This window comes from Labilibaculum antarcticum (assembly GCF_002356295.1).
Taxonomy (GTDB): domain Bacteria; phylum Bacteroidota; class Bacteroidia; order Bacteroidales; family Marinifilaceae; genus Labilibaculum; species Labilibaculum antarcticum.
The window spans coordinates 2,462,127-2,485,058 of record NZ_AP018042.1 but is presented as its reverse complement, the minus strand read 5'-3'; the positions used below and the strand labels follow the sequence as shown (position 1 = coordinate 2,485,058).

Annotated in this window: 18 protein-coding genes; 10 read left to right on the top strand and 8 right to left on the bottom strand. The window is 34.9% G+C overall.

Annotated features, from left to right (window positions below; translation table 11 throughout):
- Positions 1-266: 266 nt before the first annotated feature.
- Both ALGA_RS09810 and ALGA_RS09805 read left to right on the top strand, forming a co-directional pair.
- Positions 267-1,163, top strand: a complete 897-nt coding sequence (locus ALGA_RS09810; protein WP_096429145.1) for a hypothetical protein — start codon at positions 267-269, stop codon at positions 1,161-1,163.
- 26 nt (positions 1,164-1,189) lie between these two features.
- Positions 1,190-1,648: a hypothetical protein gene (locus tag ALGA_RS09805; RefSeq protein ID WP_096429144.1), complete on the top strand. Its 459-nt coding sequence runs from the start codon at positions 1,190-1,192 to the stop codon at positions 1,646-1,648.
- Positions 1,649-1,730: 82 nt separating this feature from the next.
- Here the strand turns inward: ALGA_RS09805 and ALGA_RS09800 are convergent, their stop codons facing one another.
- The 4 genes from ALGA_RS09800 to ALGA_RS09785 form a co-directional block, all read right to left on the bottom strand.
- A complete protein-coding gene (locus tag ALGA_RS09800; RefSeq protein WP_096429143.1) occupies positions 1,731-2,618 on the bottom strand; it encodes a hypothetical protein in 888 nt (295 codons plus the stop codon).
- Positions 2,619-2,897: 279 nt separating this feature from the next.
- Positions 2,898-5,378 carry a TonB-dependent receptor gene (locus ALGA_RS09795; protein WP_096429142.1) on the bottom strand — a complete coding sequence of 827 codons (2,481 nt, stop codon included), beginning with the start codon at positions 5,376-5,378 and terminating at the stop codon, positions 2,898-2,900.
- A 123-nt stretch (positions 5,379-5,501) separates the two neighbouring features.
- Complete coding sequence (locus ALGA_RS09790; RefSeq protein WP_096429141.1) at positions 5,502-5,867, bottom strand: hypothetical protein; 366 nt, start codon at positions 5,865-5,867, stop codon at positions 5,502-5,504.
- Positions 5,868-5,965: 98 nt separating this feature from the next.
- On the bottom strand, positions 5,966-7,294 hold the full coding sequence (locus tag ALGA_RS09785) for a SurA N-terminal domain-containing protein (RefSeq protein ID WP_096429140.1): 1,329 nt from the start codon (positions 7,292-7,294) through the stop codon (positions 5,966-5,968).
- A 77-nt stretch (positions 7,295-7,371) separates the two neighbouring features.
- Here ALGA_RS09785 and ALGA_RS09780 point away from each other — a divergent pair, with 77 nt between their 5' ends.
- From ALGA_RS09780 to ALGA_RS09765, 4 genes are all read left to right on the top strand, one after another.
- A complete protein-coding gene (locus tag ALGA_RS09780) occupies positions 7,372-9,258 on the top strand; it encodes an Ig-like domain-containing protein (protein ID WP_162845422.1) in 1,887 nt (628 codons plus the stop codon).
- Between the two features lie 2 nt (positions 9,259-9,260).
- A complete protein-coding gene (locus ALGA_RS09775) occupies positions 9,261-9,572 on the top strand; it encodes an MTH1187 family thiamine-binding protein (RefSeq protein ID WP_096429138.1) in 312 nt (103 codons plus the stop codon).
- 145 nt (positions 9,573-9,717) lie between these two features.
- A complete protein-coding gene (locus ALGA_RS09770; RefSeq protein WP_096429137.1) occupies positions 9,718-10,590 on the top strand; it encodes a DUF3108 domain-containing protein in 873 nt (290 codons plus the stop codon).
- A 597-nt stretch (positions 10,591-11,187) separates the two neighbouring features.
- Positions 11,188-11,904 (top strand): hypothetical protein, encoded by a 717-nt coding sequence (locus ALGA_RS09765; protein ID WP_096429136.1) that lies wholly within the window; start codon positions 11,188-11,190, stop codon positions 11,902-11,904.
- A gap of 266 nt (positions 11,905-12,170) precedes the next feature.
- Here ALGA_RS09765 and ALGA_RS09760 read toward each other — a convergent pair whose 3' ends face one another.
- The 3 genes from ALGA_RS09760 to ALGA_RS09750 form a co-directional block, all read right to left on the bottom strand.
- On the bottom strand, positions 12,171-14,060 hold the full coding sequence (locus ALGA_RS09760; RefSeq protein ID WP_096429135.1) for a serine hydrolase domain-containing protein: 1,890 nt from the start codon (positions 14,058-14,060) through the stop codon (positions 12,171-12,173).
- Positions 14,061-14,145: 85 nt separating this feature from the next.
- Positions 14,146-15,474 (bottom strand): serine hydrolase domain-containing protein, encoded by a 1,329-nt coding sequence (locus ALGA_RS09755; RefSeq protein ID WP_096429134.1) that lies wholly within the window; start codon positions 15,472-15,474, stop codon positions 14,146-14,148.
- Between the two features lie 262 nt (positions 15,475-15,736).
- Positions 15,737-16,108 carry a MotA/TolQ/ExbB proton channel family protein gene (locus tag ALGA_RS09750; RefSeq protein ID WP_096429133.1) on the bottom strand — a complete coding sequence of 124 codons (372 nt, stop codon included), beginning with the start codon at positions 16,106-16,108 and terminating at the stop codon, positions 15,737-15,739.
- A 637-nt stretch (positions 16,109-16,745) separates the two neighbouring features.
- Here ALGA_RS09750 and ALGA_RS09745 point away from each other — a divergent pair.
- The 4 genes from ALGA_RS09745 (at position 16,746) to ALGA_RS09730 (ending at position 21,574) form a co-directional block, all read left to right on the top strand.
- Positions 16,746-17,549, top strand: coding sequence for a sensor histidine kinase (locus ALGA_RS09745; RefSeq protein ID WP_162845421.1), 804 nt, complete (start codon positions 16,746-16,748; stop codon positions 17,547-17,549).
- The gene (locus ALGA_RS09740) at positions 17,537-18,241 is read left to right on the top strand and encodes a LytR/AlgR family response regulator transcription factor (protein WP_096429131.1); all 705 of its coding nucleotides are present in this window, start codon (positions 17,537-17,539) and stop codon (positions 18,239-18,241) included. The genes ALGA_RS09745 and ALGA_RS09740 overlap by 13 nt, the downstream gene beginning before the upstream one ends.
- Positions 18,242-18,792: 551 nt before the next feature.
- Entirely contained in the window at positions 18,793-20,283 is a 1,491-nt protein-coding gene (locus ALGA_RS09735; RefSeq protein ID WP_096429130.1) for a hypothetical protein, read from the top strand.
- Between the two features lie 193 nt (positions 20,284-20,476).
- Positions 20,477-21,574 (top strand): hypothetical protein, encoded by a 1,098-nt coding sequence (locus tag ALGA_RS09730; protein WP_096429129.1) that lies wholly within the window; start codon positions 20,477-20,479, stop codon positions 21,572-21,574.
- A gap of 145 nt (positions 21,575-21,719) precedes the next feature.
- Here the strand turns inward: ALGA_RS09730 and ALGA_RS09725 are convergent, their stop codons facing one another.
- A complete protein-coding gene (locus ALGA_RS09725) occupies positions 21,720-22,841 on the bottom strand; it encodes a glycerate kinase (protein WP_096429128.1) in 1,122 nt (373 codons plus the stop codon).
- Positions 22,842-22,932 lie beyond the last annotated feature (91 nt).

Genomic DNA, 22,932 nt, shown 5'->3' with positions numbered 1-22,932 from the left:
AAAACAAAATCAGTCTTGCATGAAGTATAATTAGGTAGTGAGTTATTGCCATTTTTTAGGCGATAGAAGCTAGTGAAAAAGCTGTTACAATCGTTTAGTTCTAGCGGTTTCAACTGCACTTCTACGTCTACAAATCTCTTTTGTTCCTCCATTTCAGGAGTTTTTTTCCAATTAGAGTATATATTTCTTTTTTGTTTGCATTCTATACCTAAAAGTATAACTTTAAGTTTATTACATCTTAAAACCTAAGAGAAAACAATAAATCTATGTTTAAAACATCTATCAAAATAAGCTGTTTCATTCTTTTTTTCACCACATCGTTACTAACTTTTGGTTGTCAAAATAAGAAACCATCTGTCGAAAAACAAACTGAGGTTGAAGCGCCACAGCAACAAAAATTAAAATCGGTTAAAACATTGTTTTACAATGTTCCAAGTCCTCTTGAAGTAACGGAAATCATTAAAAAAATGGATCTGCCATACCAACGAGACTTGATGAATTCTGTTAGTAATGCTGATAATTATTTATCTCAAGCTGATATTGCCATCAACATTGGAATTTATGGTGCCGATTTAAGTTACATTCGAATTTATAACCAGTTTCAGGATGCTGCAAGATATTTAGCCATAATCAAGAAATTCACCCGTGAATTAGGGATTCCTGAAGAGCAGGAAAAAATTACAGCTCGAAGAATGGAAGCGAATATTGAAAACCAAGATTCCTTACTCAATATCATTACCGATACGTTTACAAAATCAGACAGTTATCTGAAAGAAAACCAAAGAGGTGGGGTTGCCGCTTTAATTATTTTTGGTGGATGGGTTGAGACCTTGTATTTGGCCACAAATATTGTAGATTTAAAAAATCCTCAAAAAGAAATGGTTAATTTGATTACACAGCAAAAACATTCTGTGAAAAATTTAATTGGCTTACTAAATCAGTACCGAGACAATTATAAAATAAATCAGATTCTTCCAGATTTAAAGAGACTGGACGCAAAATTTCAGGAAATATCTCAAACGAAAGGGACAGCTACAAAAATTAAAACAAAAAATGGTAAGACGATAATTAAAAATCAAGTTACATTAACTGCTTCAAATCAAACCTTGAAAGAAATAAAAGAAATTAACAACAAAATAAGAGAAACCATTACTCAATTATAGGTTTTTAGTGAATTTAAAATGATAGAATGAAAACGACTATAAAAACCATTTTAATTATATTTTACTTGACTGCATTGCCAGCTATTTTGTTTGCGCAGTGTAACGAATACACCAAAAATGAATGTATTCCTCAACTTACACCCTACACATTTAACGGACAGATCAATAATGCGGTTCTTTCAGAAGGTGAAACAGCTGAATTGCAACTTACCTTTTATAAGGATCAGGAATATCGAATTCTAGTTGAAGGTGAAAACAATCTTGGAAAAATTCAATTTCAGCTATTTGATACTGATTACAACTTATTGTATGACAATTCGGAAGAAGATCACACCAACCTTTGGGACTTTATGGTTGAAAACACAGATGACTTTATAATTCGTATAGTGATACCTGAAGATCAACAAAAGAACAAAGTTGAAAGTGGTTGTGTTTCAATATTAATAGGCTTTAGAGCATTTGGATCGAGAACAATTTTCAATTAATCATTTTACTGAAAGGAAATTACAAAATACAAAAAAAACCATCCCGCAAAGGATGGTTTTTTCATTCCTATATTTTCATCAATTATTTCAGCAAAAATTTAACTGAACCAATATGGTTTCCTTCTGCAAAAACATCCACTTTATATTCTCCCTCAATAAGACTTCCATCGTTATCCCAAAATATGGCAACTTCAAGTTGTTGGCCTTCATACTCAACTTCACGTTTAGCAGTATAGCTTAATTTCGTATTCTCATAATCGAATAAAAGATTTTGCGGATTTCCCAATACAATTTCATCTGGCCGGGCAATGCGAATAAATATTTCTTTTACTCCTGTAGATGCAGTTATATTCTTTTGCAGGGTAAAATTGGCTACTAATTTCTCTGTTTTGGAAATCTTTTTCACCTCCTTGCCTTTTCTATTTATTGGTGTACAGGTAAGGTCTGTAAGAGAAAGAGTAGCCGCCTTACTGATCACCTCCTTCATCGATTCGCTTGATTCCTCCAGTTTAGTATTACGGTTTTTCACCCAATCGATTTGTTTTTTAACCCTTTGATTTTCTGCCGTTAACAACTGGTTACGCGTATTTAAGGAATCAATTTGAACAATATAATCTCTTAGAACTCCTTTTAGTGTTCCTAATTCCCTTTTGTATTTATTGATTTCGAAATAAGAATTGTTTCTAAAAACTTTCATTCTCTCTAAAAGCTCTGAAATCTTTTCCTGTTCCATTTTTAGCTGAACATTCAAGGTATCATTACTTGTTTGTAAAGAATCGTAATCCTGGGAAAGCAATTTCAATTCATTTTCCAAATTTACTTTCTCAGTAGTAATTTCAGATATATAGCGTTTATTATCTCGATGCTCCATGTAATACATTACTGCTACAATCACAAGAATTACTCCTAAAGATGCCAACACTCCAATATAAATGTTGTCTTTTTTACCGTTCCCTATACTCTCAGCCATAAAAAATCTACTTATTTAATTCGCACAAATTTACTTATCTTTTTTTTAAATAGTATTCTCTGATTCATATTAGTTTGAACACATACTACTCATCAATAATAAAATGAACACAATGCATTGAGAAATTAAATACAATGATTTGGTAACAGTAGCAATAAGTAAACCAAAAACTGAATATTACAAATACTTAACAAAAATAATGGGGCTAACATTCTGTTAAAGAATGCGCCCCGTTTTAAAACTAAGCCTACTGCTTATTTTTTATGACGTAGATTTTTTCTACAATATGTTTCCCAATTTCACACCCAAATAAATTGTTCGTGGGTTTAAAGGACCGTATACATAACCTGCATCGCGGGCAGATCCGTAATCAAAATCATCCTGAAAAGAATTGAAAATATTTTTTACGCCTAAATCGAACTGTAACTTAACATCTTTTCCCAGGTCAAAATGATAGGAAATATTAACTCCCAAATCCATAAAGTCAGTTGTCTTTACTAAACTTTCCGGAATCTCGTTTCCATATTGATCCAATGCACCCACAATTTTATTGCCACCATCATCTAAACCTGCTCCTAAATGAACCAAGGTCATTGGACCTGTGTACGAACCAGACAGAGTTGCTGTAAATTCATGAAGAGGTTTCCAGTTCATGGCAAAATACCCGTAATGATGCGGTGTTCTTAATATTTCATCGGTAGTTGTACTTAGCTTATCAGCATCATTTCCCTGATCAACAGCGTCGTCATATTTGCTCGATTGAATCGTCATTCCCATCTGGAAATCGAGCTTATAAGAAGGAGCTAACTTGAACTCAAAATTCATTCCCTTAACAACTGCTCCATTGGCATTTTTTCGAATCATGACCATATTTCCAGCCTCATCAACATCACTAAACTCATTAAAAAATGGATTTATTAATTGGGTATAGAATCCTTCGGCAAGGAAGTAAGCCTGCATTTTCCCAAAAGATTTGGAGTAATCCCATGATGCAGTGTAACTATTAGAGGTTTCCTCGGTTAAATCATCAGCCAATTCGTGAGTAATTCTTCTGGCTGTAGAAGCTTCGATGTGCAAATCCTCATCGAAAATTTGCGGCGCTCTAAAACCTCTTGCATAGCTCATGCGAAACTGAGCAGCTTCAGTGATGTTTACTAATACATTAGTCCTTGGACTAAATACTGTATTTGAATAATTAGAGCCATCAGCAGAGTTTTCGATCTTATAAGAATCCATTCTTACGCCCAAAAGGAATTTAACGGCACCCAGGTCCCATTTACTTTGAGCAAAAGCACCTAGAGTATTCGATGTTTGATCGGCAATATTGGTTGTCTCCACAAACTCACTGCTTGTAAAATCGTAATAGCCCAATTTATTATCTTTCAGACTGTTGTAAACATTCTCTACGCCAAGCGTGATATCCGCAGGAGCGAACAGTAAGTTATTAGCTTTTGTGAAGAACTGTACGCCAGTTGAAATGGCCAAATCATCGGTTTGACCGTAAGCGCCATAATCTGGAAGTGGTGTAGATAACTCAATACCGTTTTCATCTAGAGTAGTGGCGGCACCATAATAACTGTTTCTGTCGATGCTTTGTCCTGATGCATAAATTGACAGCTTACTGATTCGTTCTTGACTAAAGAATTGATCCCAGGACAATCCTCCTGAATTAATACGATGACTCACCTCTTCGGCAACTGTTGCTTCATGCGCTTTCACGTTCAACTGATCTCCACCCCTTCTGTACTCATCAACTACATGGTATTCAATAGTCAATTTAGCCAAATCGGAAACCCGATGATAGGCACGCAAACCGGCACTTAAATTCTCCATTTCAACCAATTCGGAATAGCCATCATTATTAGCATCCCAAGCATCCCGCTGACGGTTCATACCAAAAATAAATATTCCACTTTTGTGATCTTCGGATACAACGGATGCGTTAAAATCTGCAGTAATGTCCCTCGCACTGCTTCCACTACCCTTTGTCCCAAATCCTACGGCTCCGTATTTTACACCTGCCTTAAATGAGTTGGTAATCGGATCTTTTGTAATGATATTAATTGTTCCGGCAATTGCATTTCCTCCAAAAAGAGCAGAACCTCCGCCACGCACAACCTCAACCCGTTGAATCATACTGGCAGGAATGTGTTCCAAACCATAAACGCCGGCCAAGCCACTAAAAATAGCCCTACTATTAATCAAGATCTGAGTGTATGGTCCTTCCAGTCCATTCATTCTTACTTGTGAAAAGCCACAATTTCCGCAATCATTCTCAACCCGCAAACCGGGTGAGAAAACCAAGCCATCAGCTAAAGTGATAGCCGAAGTTTGTTCCAATAATTTGGTAGATATCGAATTCACAACAACCGGAGCATCTTTGCGCTGAATTTTGTTTCGGTCGGCAGTAACTACCACCTGATCCAATCCGATAAAATCTTCGGCTATTTTAAATTCGAGAACAGAGTTCTTTCCACCCTTTAGTTCCAATTCTTTCTTGTCCAATTTGTATCCCACACAAGTAGCAATTATATGATAGTGTCCAATAGGAACATTTTCGATTACAAATTCGCCGTCGAAATTTGTTACCGCTCCCATACTCGATCCTTCGAGAGCAACACTTGCATAAGGAATGGGTTGCTTACTATTGCTGTCAATAACTATTCCCTTTACGCTGGAAGTAATATTTTCGGCCGAAACAGAAAATGCAAGACCAATTAGCATAGCAATGCTAACAGATAAATGAGTTAATAACCTCATAGTCAGATGTGTTTTTTTGATGTTTGTTGATATACATATCACTCCCTACTACTATCAACTAGTACCAGGAAACAATAATACATTCTAATTTGAAGAGAACCTTTTCAGGTGATAATAAAGGGATTACGAGAAGGCAGGCGGGGCCCGCTTTGGTAGAAGAGTATCCAGAACTCCTCCTTTTACAAAAAGATGATAGAGATTAGTGATCTTAAAAGCTTTCCCAATTAAGCCTGCCAAATAGAATATCGAAGCGAGCGCAAACAGGAAGCCTGTTATTTGATGCAGTGAAAAACATTCGTGAGAAGAATGATGATGATTTGCAGTACCATTGGTGCTCCCCGATTTTTGATAAGGGTGAGCGTGAACCATTACAGTTCCGTCAGCTTGTTTATGAACGTGCCAATTAAAAACAGTATTACTTGCCAACAATATCATTGCTGGAAATAATATACTTAAAACTGCTATTTTTATTTTTCTGAAACCGTTCATGTACAAATCAAAATGATAGTAAGATTACGGTTCAAAAGTAGTTTGTGTGTATTTATTTAACAATACCTAAATGTTGGTATACGGTAAGGATAATGGTGTTACTTAACATGTTTACCCGCACACAAATCAAAATATTTTTGAATGTCATCGTCTGAAGCAACTAAGTCTGAATCTATTATCGGTTTTTCTCCCCGAATTCGTGAAATGTAATCTTCTTTTGTACAAATCATCTCATTTTGATACAAATACCAAAATTGCACATAAACCCACAAATCATTTCCGGGTCCGAATTCAGGTCTTAATTCGTATGCTTTTTCGGTAAGCTCTTCTATTTCGGAACCAAATCGGTAAAACATATTTTTGAACGGAGTTGGATGCACTCCTGTTTGTTTTGCCTCATCGAAACGGTAATCTCCAAATTCGATTAGTTGCTGTATTTCCGTTTTCCCTTCAAAATTACCATCAAAAACGGGAATTGAAGCTATTTGTTTAAGCAGTTGAGACGATGACATTGAAAGCTTATTTTTAACAATTTCAGCAAGCGTTTCCAATTGATTTATTAATGAATCAGTACCAGTTGTCTCCACTATTTTTGAACTGATGATGTCATCTTCACTAAATTCATCGTCCCATTTCACCAATCGGTTTATTTCCTGAATAAGCTCTCGAACAAATAGTTGGTTGTTTGTCTGAGAATCACAAACAATCAAAAAGTAATCCTGATACCGTACCATTCTCACCAAAACCCCATCGATCATGAACTTTAAACTTCTTTTTAAAAACAGGCCTTTTTTACTCAGGTAGAAATGAATCTCTTTCTTTCGTTCTGTTTCCTTTATCTCTGAAAAAGAGAGCAATGAATTATAGTTTAGGCTATGCGAGTTAGAATTTGGATTGAACTTATCGCTGAGCACAAGTTCGGTCTTGCTTTGTACTTCCCAATCTACATGATTTAAAACCACGGCACCTTGTTGAACGGCACTTTTTATCAGCGAAAGCAGCAAACGATTTGTTGAGATTTTAAATTCCTTATCGATATAAACAGCATCTTCCTCTTCTGTTGTAAGAGCTGATTCATATTTAGCAATGTCCTTATCGCGCACACTTCCGGGAAGCATTTTTTTCCATTTCGAAGTATTTCGTTTTACATTCAAATATTCATCGGGCAAAATTAAATGAGGAAATTGATTTCGAAATGCAAGGACTAATGAGCTGTTGCTCGCTGAAGCATCAACAATTGGGTGTAAAAATTCTTGAAAATCGTTTGCAGCTAAAACAGCACATTTATATCCTTTAGAAATAGCCAAAAGAGCAAACAATACCTCCTTTACACCAACATTCAACATCACAAAATCGAAGTGAGTATTTGCTGCAGTTTCAAGAAATTTATTTCTTTTTAACACGGAAAATAGCAAGGAGTCATCCATTTTAGTTTTATTAACTTATTTTTGTTTTGATTCTTTGTAATTTTGTTGTCAATAATCAATTATCAAAACCGATCCACTTGAAAAAATTAGCTTTTAAGATCCTTCTAGGATTTGCAGTTTCAACTTTACTATATGCTTGTGCCCGAAGAGGAATACCTACTGGAGGACCACTTGATTACACTGCGCCTAAGGTTACACTTACAAAACCCCTTAATTTCTCAACAAATTTTAAAGGTGGAAAAGTAGAAATTTTCTTTGATGAATTTGTTCAATTTAAAGAGATAAGTGAAAATTTCACAATTTCGCCACCACTAAAAAAGAAACCTTTGGTAAAATTAAAAGGTCGCTCTATTTATGTGAAATTAGAGGAGAAACTTCGCGAAAACACAACCTATACCCTCGATTTTGGGAAAGGTATTGCCGATAATAATGAAGGAAATCCTTTGGGAGAATATCAATTTGTTTTCTCAACCGGCGATCTTCTGGATTCACTAAGCATTAAAGGGAAATTAGATAATTCCTTCAATCAGTTACCCGTTGAAAAGGCGATGGTAATGGCTTATTTAAATACGAATGATTCTGTTCCCTACTCGGTAATTCCAAGTTATGTTGCCAAAACTGATTCTGCAGGTTATTTTCAACTAAATAATCTGAGTCCGGGAGACTACAAACTATTTTCAATTGTTGATGGAAACCGAGATTTCTTTTACAATGGTCCGGGCGAAATGATTGGTTTTAACGATGACCTAATTACCCCATCGATTCACACTTTTGAACAATTGGACAGCATTACTGCTGATTCTGTAGCTGTGCGACAGGTAATGACAACGGAACCTACAAATATTTACATTAGAATGTTTGATGAAGAAAATCCGCTTCAATACCTCACCACCTACAAAAGAGATCGCAGAGAAAAAGTGTATTTCGAATTTAATTCGAAAAGAACTGATAGTCTGACAATCGATTTTATTGATGTGGATGAAAATCCGGATTGGTTTCTGCTTGAAAAAAACAGAACAAATGACACTCTTTCCTACTGGATTACTGATTCGACGATCTACATGAGAGATACTCTGCTGGCCAAGCTGGAATACTTAAAAACAGACTCGCTAGGACAACTAACAAATTTTATCGATACACTAAAGTTAAACTATAAGGATCCTAAAAAAGCAAAGGTCTCGAAACACAAAAAGAATCAGATACAAATCAAAATTCCGATGTATGGCTTTAGTTTAAAAACCAGTAGTTCTCAGGATTTAAATAAGGATGTTCTTCTTGATTTTAATGAGCCTCTTGCCAAAATGAATACCGATAGCATTCACTTTTATCAACTGCAGGACACCATTCAAATACCCATTGAGTATACGATGGAACAAGATTCAGCTAACCTTCTTCGTTATCATGTGAAAATTGATTGGAAATCGGATACTCAATATAAAGTAGAGTTTGATTCCACCGCATTTCTCAATATATACGGATTATACAGCGATAAATACACAGGGAAAATTAAAACCCGAGAGCAAGAATATTACGGAAGAATATTACTGAATGTAAGCAATGTAAAAAAGCCAACACTCGTTCGACTCTTAAAATTTAGTAAGAGTGAAACCGTTGTTCAAACAAAAAAGATTTATTCCGACCAGACGGTTATATTTGATTATTTAGATCCCGAGACCTATATGATAAAACTAGTAGTTGATGAGAATGACAACGGGAAATGGGACACGGGTAACTACAAAGAAGGACTCCAGCCGGAAATGGTTCACTATTTCAGAAAAGAAATTAAAGTTCGTTCGTACTGGGATGTTGAAGATCGAATTTTTATTCCGGAAGGTGGACCAGAAGTTAATTTCAATCAGCATTTAATTGATCTTGAAATCAAACGAGAAAAGGAGCTAAAAAAAGCATTGCTGAAAGATGCTGAAAAAAATAAGAAGAAAACAAGAACCAAAAAGAACAACTAGATATGTCAGTACTTATGGAATTTGCTATTTTCCCAACCGACAAAGGGGATAGCGTAAGCAAACAAGTTAGTAAGGTTATTGGGCTGATCCGCGAAAGCGGTATTAACTACCAGCTAACAGCAATGGGAACACTGATTGAGACTGATGAGTTACCGGAAGCTTTAGCGCTTGTAAATAGCTGCTACGAAGTTTTAGAGAAAGACTCGGATCGTGTTTATTGCACCCTAACAATGGACATTCAAAAAAACAAACACAATCGCCTAACAAGCAAAGTAGAATCTATCGAAAATAAGATTGGTAAGGTTAAGAAGTAAGGGACAAGTGACAAGTTTCAAGGAATAACAAGGGTCAAGGACAAGGAATAAGGGACAAGTTTCAAGGAACAAGGATTAAGGAACAAGTAAAAAGTTAAGGGACAAGGATTAAGGAACAAGTAGTAAGTATCAAGAAAATTCACGAATGAAATTTTTAGCCTCACTTAAGTATCGTATTTTTTCAAGAAGAACATTTATGGTTCTGCTTTTGCTGATGGGAACATTTGGTACGAATGCACAATGTGTGGTAAAAAATTTCGCCTTTCAATCGGGTGAAAAATTAGTATTTAGAGGATACTACAACTGGGGATTTATTTGGGTGGCTGCCGGTGAAGTAGAGCTGTCGGTTGAAACGGATCAATTTCAAAACAAAGAGGTTTATAAAATAAAAGGAGAAGGCCGAAATACAAAAGCATTTGACTGGTTCTTTAAACTTAGAGATACCTTAACCTGCTATACCGATATTAAAACTCTTGCTCCCATCTACTTCGACAGGCGAACACATGAGGCCAAATACGATGCGCATCATGAGTACTGGTTCGATTACGGAAAAAATCAAATCACCTCTAAAATTCAGAAAAGAGACAAGCCAGTCAAGCTGGATACCCTAAGCAATAAGCCTTGTACTTTCGATATTTTATCGGTGGCTTACTATGTGCGGAATATCGATTTTTCGAAATACAAGAAAGGTGACAAAATCCCTCTTTCGATGTTGGTTGATAACGAAGTTCACTCCCTGTACATCCGATATCTTGGATTGGAAACCATCAAAGCAAATTCGGGCGAACGTTTCGAATGCCTCAAATTCTCTCCCCTTTTGGTGGAAGGCACCATGTTTAATGGCGGCGAAGACATGACCGTATGGCTAAGCAATGACGACAACCGAATTCCGATTATGGTGGAAGCAAAAGTATTGGTTGGCAGCGTTAAGGGACTTTTGGAAAGCTACGACGGCTTGCGAAACACCAAAAATTCTTTCTTTAAGGATAATAAAGGGAATCTGGATATTGCGGAGTAAAAAGTGGGTAACTAAAAAAATCACGAGCTAAACTTGCAGTAGACTAGGTGTTTCTCTACATCCACGATGCCTTATTTTTACAGAAGTGATACCCTTTCGGTACTTGCAATGCACTACTTTTCCAAAAGTGATACCCTTTCAGTACTTGCAATGCACTACTTTTCCAGAAGTGATGCCCTTCGTGTAACTTACAATGCGTCTACACCTACTGCAAATACACGACTTGTAGTAATGGCTACATACAATCCTGATATCAGGACCCATTAGAAATAAGTCAGAGCCTGACGAGTTTTAGATTTTAAGAAACTAAATTTGAATTTTGCGGCGGCATTGTACAACTCTGTTTATCCTTTATTCGGAACTATTTTGAGAAGAAAAAATCAGTGTTCTAAATAATGTTTTATTAATTTTAAAAAACGAAAAGATAAAATACTTTTACCTTATATGGCATTCCCCACATCTCGCAGAATTAACAAGATTAAATTCTTAAGCTAACGATAGATTTTAAAGGGAATAAGAAATTTAAAATTTGACCTTAGTCACAATCTTAAAAGACAAAACTAGCATAATTAGTATTCAATATTAAAGTGATAAATTATGAAAATTAAAAATTTACTATTAACCACATCTTTACTGATATTATCGACCATTTTATCCATTGCTCAGAGTAGAGAGAATAAAGTAACCGTTCAATTTAGCTCAAAATCTGAAAAATTGACTGAAGCGACTGGTTGGGCACAAAATAAAGAGACAGGAAAATGGATTGAAAATAAAAACGTAATAAACGATAGAGATTGTCCATCCGATTGGGTTAGTCATATTTCACAAAATTTCAAATGGATTCAATTTGCAACAATATTAAATAGCGGACAAAAATACTATGTATTCCTATATGAAAGATTAGGCGGAGAATACAAAAACCCTAACATGCAAGAAAATTGGGAAGCTGATAAACGCACTTATTTTTTGATACAAACATCGACAGAATACGAAAATCTTAAACAGAAAATTGACTTAAAATCTGCGGAAAATATAAAAGTTACAAGTAAAATGAGCGGATATATAACAGACAAAAACGAAATTTTAGGTGGAGAACATGTATATAACGAAGAAAATTTATTAGCTAAAATAACCAACACAATAGAAAAACCAGGATATTTAGAAACTTGTTTCATTCTAAACTCCCAAGTTATAGATGGACAAGAAATAGTAAGATTTCGGCTTCCTGGAAGTTGTTATTTAGCAGAAGATCATATGAAAACAACATACTTTGAGGTTAAGACAACTGCTTTTAAAACTATCTTGACTGAATAAAAACAAAACAATTAAATACCCATAGAGTTCCGGCGGCATTGTCCCCCCACCTACCGCAAGTCTGTGACTTGTGGCATTGTCTACATCCAGTTCTGATATCAGACCCAATTAGAAATAAGTCATAGCCTGACTTTTACAGCTTGCTTACAATCGGAGCATGATTGGCTTGAGATTTTAAGAAAAGAACCCCCTTTCAAAATTCTCAAACACCAGCTCTACTTGGGCATAACGCTCTGTAAGATATTGTTGGGTATTATTCCCATTTCTTAATAATTAAATCCAATTAAATTGTAATACATCAACCAAGGAATAAAAAGCAAAGCTGCAACAAGAATTACAGATTGATAAATTAAACCTAAAGTTTTCAGCTCCTTATATCTAAAGGCTTTTATCAATAAGTATACTGAAACAAATTCCAATGGAATAATTAAAAAAGGCAATACTAATGCCATTTTAATGAGCAAAGGTATACCATAGAAAAATTCTTGGGGATCTGTCTTTATTAAAACAAAAGCAAGCATTGCAAGGAAAAGAACGATTAAAGAGGCAAGCGAAAAATTAATTTTTTTAAGCAAATGACTATTTCTTTTGCGCACAAATAGTTTACGCACTACACTGGTAATTATAAAAATTAACAAAATTAGGATAATACCACCCATCCAATAAATCTGAAATTTAACAGGCTCATACCACTTTAATTTATTAAATGAAAAGGTGTCAACAAAGAAATAAGAAATTTCTCCTTTCGTATTTCTGCCAAAAGCTAAGTATCTGTCATATTTTGAATGAAATGTTAAATCGGAGATAGGAACAAGTTTATCGTTCCATTCTACTACCTCAAGTGTACTATCATTTGATACAATCTCTATCTCGAGAGAAAATCCTATCAAAGTAGCCAATTTACCTAAAGTTGTATGTGCATATCTAGTAGACCTATACTTACCGGTGAACATCTCCAACGGTTCATCTACAGAACCTATCTTAGTTGATACTTTTGTCCTTTCTTTTTCGACAATACTACCTGGCATAAGGCGTGGTAGTAGATCATAAATAAATTTGTCAATAAATACTCGACTATTACTATTTGGCATACTCGAAGAATTAGCACAAATAAAGAAACCTATGTTTTTTTCAGGAATCAATATTAATTCACTAACAAAACCCTGAATAGCACCAGCGTGTCTTACCAGTCTTATTCCATTCCATTGCGATTCATAAAAACCTAAAAGCCATCCATTCTCAGATTTTTCATATTGTCTAAATGCTGTTTGATGCATTTTAACTACCGTTGAGGAATCTAAAATTTGAATTCCTTTAAAATGGCCATTATTCAGGAACATAGATATATAGTGTCCCATGTCTGATGCTGTTGAGCTCATTGAACCTGCGGGATAATAGAGTTGAAAATTAGGTTTGTATGGGATTAATTGCTCATCCTTTTGCAAGTAACTGGTAACGTAGTTTTCTTTGAGTTCGGCTTGGCTTCTATAACCACTATAATTCATTTCTAATGGTTGCAAAATCTTTTTTCTGACGTACTCATGAAAAGGCAATCCGGATACTTCTTCAACAATAAGCCCCAGTAAGGCATAACCATGATTGGAGTAGGTTATGACTTCACCAGCTGGTCTTATTTGTGGTGGCATTCTTTTTTTTAAATATCGAGATAAGGAAATTACATCTTTCTCAGTCCGAACTGCAGTGCCAATATTGCGTTCATCAAAACCAGCCGTATGCGTTAAAAGATGTTTTACAGTAATTGAATCGTTGAATTTATACCTAAGTTGAAATGTTTTGAGATAATTATTAACATCACGATCAAGTTCTAACTGTCCATCCTCAACTAATTGCATAATTGCTGTACCCACAAAAGTTTTTGAAATAGAGGCTATTCCAAATATAGAAGAGCTACTACCCACAGGAATATTGGATTCAATATTTTGTACTCCATAACCGTTCATATGAAGAATAGAATCTCCCTGCATTAAAACAATGGAAGCCCCTGCAATATGAACAGAATTCAATGCTTCTGTAAATGTAGAATCGATCCAGGCATTTAATTCAGATGTTTGTGTATCTATATTTTGAGAATATATTTTAGTCTCAGATGAAATAAAAGAACATATTGTTAAAAATATAAGGAGTAAATGTTTCATATAATTTGATTTGAATATTAAATGGCAAGTAACGTACGTCGGATCAAGGCAAGATATAGTTCATAACCGTAGTTGGGTGCTATTTTTATTCTTTCGTAAATTTAATTCGCCTGCCATCATGAAATAATATCATTGTTTTTTCTGTTGGATTAAATTCAAATTTTGCTCCTACTTGGTCAACCTTAAATTTGTCTTTATCTGTTGCTTCAAGTGGAAATGCTGGTTGTCCTGTTCCTTGTGCAATTAAAGTGTTTCCGTCTTTTGTGGTTATAATTTTCAAAGGGATTTCGTTAGAAGTGTAAACGCCCAAATATTTATCTAAGTCTTCCGAAGTCAAGTTGTAAGTTGTGAATACCGGAATTTCGTATGGTTTGTCGTAAACTGCACTTAAAACCGCGATAGAAATATCGTTGTTATTTGTATTTATTCCGTTTGAAGTTAAGGCATACGAAATATTGTCGTCAGGAAAGTGAGAATATGCAGAACTAAAACCGTCTATTCCGCCTGTGTGGCCGAAGCCAACACTATCGTAAAAAGGAATTTGAAACAACCCACTTCCGTAACCTTCTTGTACGGTTTTCATTATTTCAAGACTTTCAGTAGTCAAAAGTTGTCCACCAAACAAAGCGTTAGCAAATTTTGTCAAGTCGCTTGGTGTAGACGTAATAGCACCTGCACCTAACGGAATTGTAAAGTCTGTTTCGGGTTGTTCTTTCCAGGAACCAACAAATCTGTATGATTTACATTCGTTATTGCTTGTATTGATTTTTCCAAAAACATAAGTGTTTGTCAAACCAATTGGTTTAACAATGTGTTCTTGCAACAATTCTGAATACGATTTTATAAAAGTCTTTTCAAGAATGTAAGTCAACAGTACAAAATTTGAATTGCTGTATTCTGCTTTGCTGTCTGGATCAAAATCGCTACCGCCTTTTTCAATTATTTCAACCATTTCTTTTTCAGTCTTTGGTTGCGTATTCCAAGTCACGTAGTCAGAGTCATTTGTAAAGTTGTGTATTCCACTTCTATGGCTTAGCAATTGTTTTACAGCTATTTTCTTTGCGTTTGTGATTGTAGGAAACCATTTGTCAATAGTTTGATTTAAATCTAACTTTTTTTCTTCAACTGCTTTTAAAACTAAAACTGCCGTGAAGGATTTAGAAATTGAACCAATTTTATATTTAGTATTTTCAGATGCTTTCACGTTGTTTTCAACATCAGCAAGTCCTATTGATTTTGTATAAATAATTTCTCCGTTTTTTGAAACGGCAATGCTTCCCATAAACTTATTATTTTCTTCAAGCACTTTGAAGTATTCGTCCAACTTTACTTTGTCAAAGTGTGTTTGAGTAAAGCCAATTTGGCTTAATGTCAAAAATAGAAAGGTTATTAAGATTGCTTGTGTTATTTTCATTTTAATTTGTTGTTAAGGATTGTTCTAAAATTCTGACTAACGATAAAATTTTAAACTTCATTTTCCCACTAAAACTTCTGCCGTTTGCTTGAAAAATAAATGGTTTCACTATAGGGCGAATAGCACCCAAAATTTAGCTTCAGCCAAGTAAAATAATTAGGAAAGTAAGATCTTGTAACTTTTCATTATACAGATTCAGTTGCTTTGAAATTAAATCTTAAATAGCTATTGGATATAACTATACTTTTATCAACATAATGATCTAATTGTCCTGTTTTTTTGCATTTAAATATCGTAAGATAAACCAGTATATCCCAGCGATTGAGAATAGGATGGCACCTGTTAAAGGAGCGATCATACTAACTCTTATTCCTCTAGCAACTGCTGCTGGTGAGACACTAGATAAACCTTGAATGGATTCAAAAGCATCTGTTAAACCAATGCCTTGTCCAAGAATACCGATGAAAAAACTTAGACTACCTAGGAATAAAATGGCATCAAGGTGTCGTTTTGTAATAAAACCGACTTTTATGAATTTAATTAATGAGAATAAAGACCATAAAATAGCAGCAATTCCAGTAAGCATGACAACTGTCATGAATGAAACACCACCCTGAAAGAAAAGATCGATCATGTTTTATAAAGTTTAGGTTAAACAAAAATACAAATCAAACCTATCGATTGTTAATTTATTTTCAAATTTATTGCGTTTAACCGTTCAGGAATTAAGTTGAATGACATTTAGATAAGGCTAAGTCGTTTTTTATATCAAGCCAATCGTGTTTATTGCAGAGCTGGTATCATGAAGGTCTGTTTTAAGTCTCTGTTTTATTGATATTTGTATGTGAGGTATGTAAAAGGCATTTTTAATTAAGTGAATAAGATTGATTTGTCGTTGAGCTTATAATTTGGTTTGTTTGTCGTATATCATAAGTAAAAGGTTTTAGCTTCAGACTAAAATATCTATTTTCGTAACTGCTATGAAGAAAATATCAAATTTGGCTAAAATAGTTTTTGGAGACTGGAGGAGATCTGCATTATCAGTTCTGACTTGGTCTATGGCTTTATTTTTTATTTCTATCTTTTTCAGATTGTATAGCCAAGACTATTACAGTGCTTTTATATTCTGTCTTTGTTTTGTTCCTCTTGCTTATGCTTGTACTCGTGTTCTAAACGATTTTTTAATACCTCGCTATTTATTAACAAAGCGTTATTTTCGGTTTTGGTTGTACTTAGCCTACTTGTTATTTTTGTCTCTAAGTATAGAGACAATGATTATAACAGGACTTCTTGTTTTAGTATGGAATTGTTCACTTGAGGGAATAGATCCAGCTACAATCGATGTGCGTTTTCTGCAAGTGGGTTTGTTTTTTATTATTCTTGTTGGGGTTGCCTATCGCCAACTTCAACGAAGTTTAAAGGAACAAAATTTAAGGGAACAACAAGATAAAATAAAGATAGAGACTGAATTGCGATTAAAAGAAGCCGAACTGAGTTTGCTAAAAGCCCAAGTTAATCCTCATTTTTTATTCAACTCTTTGAATAGTATATACGGTTTGAGTCTTGAGAAATCGGAAGAGACTCCTCGTATGATTATGCTCTTGTCCGAAATTCTAGATTACACCTTATATGGTTGCAGTAGCGAATTTGTACCCATCTATAAGGAACTTGAATTGGTTGAGAATTATGCAGCTATTCAGAAAGGTCGTTTTGGAGATACTATTGATTTGAATATCAACTTAGAAAAAGGTAAGTTGATACATGAGCTTATATCACCTTTGCTGCTTTTGCCTTTGGTAGAAAATGCTTTTAAGTATACTGATAGAAAGGATAACGAGGCAAGTGTTATCTCTATAAGCCTTAATTTGGATGAAGATTTCTGTTTTAGGATTAAAAATCCAATTAACTATACTGAGGAATCAAAACGACATGGTGGAATTGGTCTAGAGAATCTTAGAAAACGCCTCGAATTGATTTACCCCAATAAGTTTAATCTGACCATTAAAAAGGATGAAAGGTATTTTGAAGTGGAATTGAGATTGATGATTTTAAATAGAGAGTTATGCGAAAAATAAAATGCCTTCTACTAGATGATGAACCCATTGCCATTCGCATAATCGAAAGGCATTTGGAGAACTTCCCAGAAATGGAAATTGTGGGGTGCTTTAATTCTGCCCCTGCGGCTATGAGTTTTCTTAGAGAGAATGAGGTTGACTTAATCTTTTCAGATATTGAAATGCCTCAGATGAATGGTTTGCAGTTTTTAAAGTCTTTAACCAAAGCGCCAGCTCTTATTTTCACTACGGCTTATCGAAATTATGCGGTTGAAGCATTCGATTTAGATGTGGTTGATTACCTGATGAAACCAATTTCCTTAGAACGAATGGCGCGTGCCATAAATCGTTATCACGATAGGGAAGATGCACAGTCTGAATCAATTGTCGCAAAATTCGTTGCAGAAGAGATTATTAATTTGAAAGTTGATAAAAAGATAGTGCGTTTAGCTTTAGATAAAATTGATTATTTCGAAAGTTTTGGTGATTATGCCATTTGCAGACATGATGGAGGAAAACTTGTCACCCGAGAAACTCTTGCGCATTTATTAGAACTCCTTCCATCAGATCGATTTATTCGCATACATCGCCAGTTCATCGTTCCTTTGGCAAAAATTGAATCCATATCTGGAAACACAGTTCACCTTAAAGAAAAGGAATTGCCTGTAGGTCGTTCTTACCGAAGTGCACTCAAAGTTAAAATGAACTTATAGATAAAGCCTAAGAAAACCTTACTTAGTTAAGTGGATTTTCCGAATTTTGTGCCTTTAGACCTTTAACTTCTTTTCTACCCAATTTAATATCTCTTGATATCAGTATCGTTCAAGTTTACCAAAACCAGGCATGCTCTTAGCCTTAATTGTTGTGAATTTTGGTGTGCAAATACCGCATAAGAATTTTGTGATTAATTCTGGGCTTTCATTTTCCTTCAAGCTGTCGATGAGCTTTTGAGTCAGTTCTTTAAAATCGTAGTTTCCTATCTTAGGAAGAGAATCAAGTCATAACATTTACAGCTTAATTATAGGCAGAAGATGACTGGATCAGGCTTGTTGATGGTCGGGAGGGTAAGAATTTGATATTGGACCTCAAACAATTGAATGATTGCTAAGCTTATCAAAGAATCTAAAGAGGATAAGAATACTTCTTTTTTGCAAAATGTGTATTTTATGAACTGAGACGTACATTCTATGAACTGAGATGAGTATTAAATACGATTCTTTCATTTTTCTTTGTCATTATTCTACATCGAAAAAAACATGAAATTATGAGAGTATTACTATTATTACTATTGCTTATTTCCACTAGTTGTTTTGGTCAAATTCAAGAAGATGATTCTTTTTATTTCAATCCTGATGAAGGAAAGGGATTTGCTGAAATAGAAGCAACAGATGTAAATTATTCAAAAGGAGAAGCTGTTAATAATCTTATCCAAAAGGAAATAAATAAACTCACTACGTCTGGTGGAGTATTAAAAATTAAATCGGGTACCTATAAAGTAGAAGGAGGAATTGTTTTTAAGAGCAACGTACATATTAAAGTCGAAGCTGGAGTTGTTTTTGAATTGGATGGTACTGGAACTATATTTTCAGCTCAAAGTGGCTCAGAAAAACCGCTGACAAATTTTAGTCTTCAGGGTTTAGGAACAGATAATAGAATATCTGGATGTACCGATGATCGGTTTGTTATTAAATTTAAGTACGACAATAAGAGTGCTAATACTAAGAAAAGTGCTGTTATTCGAATAGGAAATGCCACTAATTTTAAGTTGTCAAACTTTATAATAATTGATCAATATACGCAACCATCATCTATTGTGCTATCTCCAGAGTTTAGTACTGTAAGCATATTCCCCGGAGCAAAAGGAGATCAAAAAGCAAATAAAACAGCGGCTAGATCCAATCTAATAAATAAGGTATATGGTGCACCGAATAAAGGAATTATTGAAAATATAGATAATTTAAATGGCGCTTTTGGGTATGGATTGGTACAAATGCAAGCAGGTAAAAATATTATTTACAGAAATTTAGAAGGTACAGGTGGTATTATTGTAAGATTAGAATCGGGCTTAAATATAATTCAACTATTTAGGCCTATTGGTTCTGCTCCCATATATAAGCGAGGAGGCATAGATCTGCCTTTAACGATTGATAATCAACCAAAAATTGATTTAGTTTATCTGGATAATATATCCTGTAAAGATGGGCATTCAGCTTTTTCTATGTCTCCACATACCATAGATCAAGGACGGGTTTTTATTAAGAATATTCACGTAGAGGGCTGTCAGGATGCAGGCTATGTGGGTGATGGATTTATAAATAATTTCAAAAGAGAAGAGGCTGCTGGCCTAGACGTAGCAGCTTTCGGAATTACACCAGGTTCTTTTTCTGGTGAGTCTACTGTAGAAAATGTAACAGCCATTTTTGGTCAAAATGCTCAAATAAAATCAAAGAATTTTCCTTATATCCCTTGTGAATTAAGAATTGATAAAGGAGCAGACCCTACTGATCCTGAGAAAGGTTTAGCTGTAGATATCAGTTTGGATTTTGAAAGTTATCGAGGACCTTCCTTACATTCAATAAAAAACGGCAACACTACTGGTATAAAGATTAGTAATGTAAAAGCTATTGGTTTTCCTAGTTCAATTCCTCCTGATGGAGTAGTATCACCAAGTTTTAAAAATAATTTTACAGACTGTGAAAGTATTGGTACATTTTCAAAAGAAATCAATCCTCGTGGAGGCCATAAAAAGAAGTAAAATGATCTAAACACTAGTAAATAAAATAGTATTGGGTATTCTTTGTGTACAGATTATTGTTTTGTAGATTCACATGCTGAATATAATAAATGTTCATTACTGCCCTACATGGGTCGGCAAATAGATTTCTGAAAACAGAATAATTCAGAATTATCAACAGTAGACCGAAAATATAAGACAATTAAAATACAATATGAAAACACTTTTAACACTCACATTTGCCTTTTTATCTCTTGTCGTAAATGCGCAGAACCCCTATGTCACATTTTTACAAAAGAATACTACGCGACCAATAGATTATTTAGAAAGTCTGTTTCAAGAAAAAGATTTAGTGATGATTTGTGAAAGAGATCATCGGGAAATCACTCAATATGATTTGTTCTTTGACATCATATCCCAAGATTGGTTTTCTGATCATGTGAAAAATATTATTTTCGAATCTCCTTCTCTCAGTATTCAGAAAGAATTAGATGATTTGCTCTTTGCCGAAGATCTTTCGGATGCTCAAATTAAATCAAAAACAAAACATATCTATCAAAACTTAAACTATGGTCCACTCTGGGAAAAAACGAATCTGTATACATTTATAGGAAAAGTTGCTCGCTTAAACAGAGAGCGTAGCAGCGACAAAAAGATCAGGATAATTGGTGCTGATGTTAAGTTTTCTTGGGATAGCATTAAAAATAAAGACGAGTATAAGGAATTCCAAAAAACACTAAATAACAGAGACCGGAACATGGCTAAAAACATTAGTGATTGGTATCAATCAAACGCTAACAATAAGGCACTGATTATTATGAATTATCGTCATGCTTACACCAATATTTACTGGAAAAGGAAAAAAAAGACAGATAATGTTGGTCGATATTTAAAAGAAGAGTTTCCGAATGAATTAACCAATGTTTTTCTAAATAGTTATGCCAACCGTCGTTATTCTTGGAATGGTAAATTTCATGCAAAGAAAAAATGGGATCTTGCATTTCAAGAAAATGATAACAAAGCTGTTGCTTTTAGTATGAAAAAATCGCCATTTGGGAACGACCGTTTTGATGATTATCCATACATCACAACAAATCTTAAATGGTATAATGTTTTTGACCATTTAATTTTTTACAATCCTTTAAGCGAGCATATAAACTCAAGTGGTATGGATAATATTATTAATGCAGAATTCCGGAAAGAGTTAGAGAGAAGATACAGGATTATAGGTAACGAATTGACCGAGGGTCGTATCAACTATCTGAATAAGGTAAGACTTTATCATGAAAAGCGTATCCCTAGTCTTAAATAATAAAACAAGTATAGTACTGTTTTTTAATTAAGTCAGAGTCTGACGGGTTTTGGTTTTTGCGGAATAAAAAATGGCAGACCGCACTCAGTCAATAAGCCTAAGAGTGCAATCTGCCACCACCTATACTAGCCTGCTTTATTTTAATTTATAAATTAGTAATCGCGAACTCTTCCGCTGATTTTTCGAGGTAAACAAAAGCGTTTTGAATTGAATCTTCGGTGCTGCTGGCGTAAGAAGCCATTTCGGCAATGTGCTCAATTTTCAACTCCTTTACTCTATCATCCTTCAAATCAAGCAATCCGCAAAAAATCGCGAGCTTTTGATCAGTAATGGAATCCAATACGCCGCGAATCACTTTTCCCGAGAAGGTTTGATCGTCCAGCTTTCCTTCTCCGGTAATTATCCAGTCGGCACCTTTGATGTGGGTATCAAAATTCGCTTCTTTTTTAATTAAATCGATACCTGAATTCAAGATCGCATTTAGGAACAGAATACAACCTGCTCCCAATCCACCTGCTGCGCCTGCACCACTAATTTCCTGCAAATCGGCCTCGAATTGCTTCTTAACCACTTCATTAAAATTCTGCAGTCCGGCATCCAATTTCAATACCATTTCGGGTGTTGCTCCTTTTTGCGGAGAGTAGATATATGCCGCTCCGTTTTCTCCATAAAGTGGATTATCAACATCGCAGGCAACTTCGAATTTCACCTCATTTAATCTTGGATGAATAGCCGAGCTATCGATAGAATTTAGCAGAATTAAATCTGCACCAATCCCTTTCAATCCTTCCTTCTTTTCGTTTAAAAAAGTATATCCCAAGGCTCTCGCCATACCCAAACCAGCATCGTTGGTAGCACTTCCTCCTATACCAAGTATGATATGATTCACTCCTCTGTTCAGCGCGTCGTTAATCAGCTCGCCAGTTCCATAAGTACTCGTTAGCATAGGATTTGCCTCATCGCCTTTCAGCAAACGAATTCCCGAGGCTTCAGCCATCTCGATGTAAGCAGTCTTCTTCCCTTCAGAATACAAATAGGAGGCAGTAATTTTTCGATGTAAGGGATCGTGAACCTCAATGGATATCATCTCTCCTTCCAGGTAAAAGTTCAGAACTTCAATCGTTCCATCGCCACCATCAGCCAATGGAAGTTTGATGATCTCAATATCTGAAGTATGTTTTCTGATCCCTCTCTCAATGACATCGCAAAATTCCATACCGGTTAATGAACCTTTAAATTTATCCGGAGCAAGTATTATTTTCTTCATTCGTTTCTACTTAAAAAAGGTTTCTATTACGATGCTTTCTACCCAAACCAAATGAATCGCTAATAGCATCACAATAGAAACCTACATCTAA

Bases quoted from the DNA above. Each gene is read 5' to 3' on its own strand.
- ALGA_RS09810 (WP_096429145.1), top strand. From the start codon at position 267: ATGTTTAAAACATCTATCAAAATAAGCTGTTTCATTCTTTTTTTCACC.
- ALGA_RS09805 (WP_096429144.1), top strand. From the start codon at position 1,190: ATGAAAACGACTATAAAAACCATTTTAATTATATTTTACTTGACTGCA.
- ALGA_RS09800 (WP_096429143.1), bottom strand. From the start codon at position 2,618: ATGGCTGAGAGTATAGGGAACGGTAAAAAAGACAACATTTATATTGGA.
- ALGA_RS09795 (WP_096429142.1), bottom strand. From the start codon at position 5,378: ATGAGGTTATTAACTCATTTATCTGTTAGCATTGCTATGCTAATTGGT.
- ALGA_RS09790 (WP_096429141.1), bottom strand. From the start codon at position 5,867: ATGAACGGTTTCAGAAAAATAAAAATAGCAGTTTTAAGTATATTATTT.
- ALGA_RS09785 (WP_096429140.1), bottom strand. From the start codon at position 7,294: ATGGATGACTCCTTGCTATTTTCCGTGTTAAAAAGAAATAAATTTCTT.
- ALGA_RS09775 (WP_096429138.1), top strand. From the start codon at position 9,261: ATGTCAGTACTTATGGAATTTGCTATTTTCCCAACCGACAAAGGGGAT.
- ALGA_RS09770 (WP_096429137.1), top strand. From the start codon at position 9,718: ATGAAATTTTTAGCCTCACTTAAGTATCGTATTTTTTCAAGAAGAACA.
- ALGA_RS09765 (WP_096429136.1), top strand. From the start codon at position 11,188: ATGAAAATTAAAAATTTACTATTAACCACATCTTTACTGATATTATCG.
- ALGA_RS09760 (WP_096429135.1), bottom strand. From the start codon at position 14,060: ATGAAACATTTACTCCTTATATTTTTAACAATATGTTCTTTTATTTCA.
- ALGA_RS09755 (WP_096429134.1), bottom strand. From the start codon at position 15,474: ATGAAAATAACACAAGCAATCTTAATAACCTTTCTATTTTTGACATTA.
- ALGA_RS09750 (WP_096429133.1), bottom strand. From the start codon at position 16,108: ATGATCGATCTTTTCTTTCAGGGTGGTGTTTCATTCATGACAGTTGTC.
- ALGA_RS09745 (WP_162845421.1), top strand. From the start codon at position 16,746: ATGATTATAACAGGACTTCTTGTTTTAGTATGGAATTGTTCACTTGAG.
- ALGA_RS09740 (WP_096429131.1), top strand. From the start codon at position 17,537: ATGCGAAAAATAAAATGCCTTCTACTAGATGATGAACCCATTGCCATT.
- ALGA_RS09735 (WP_096429130.1), top strand. From the start codon at position 18,793: ATGAGAGTATTACTATTATTACTATTGCTTATTTCCACTAGTTGTTTT.
- ALGA_RS09730 (WP_096429129.1), top strand. From the start codon at position 20,477: ATGAAAACACTTTTAACACTCACATTTGCCTTTTTATCTCTTGTCGTA.
- ALGA_RS09725 (WP_096429128.1), bottom strand. From the start codon at position 22,841: ATGAAGAAAATAATACTTGCTCCGGATAAATTTAAAGGTTCATTAACC.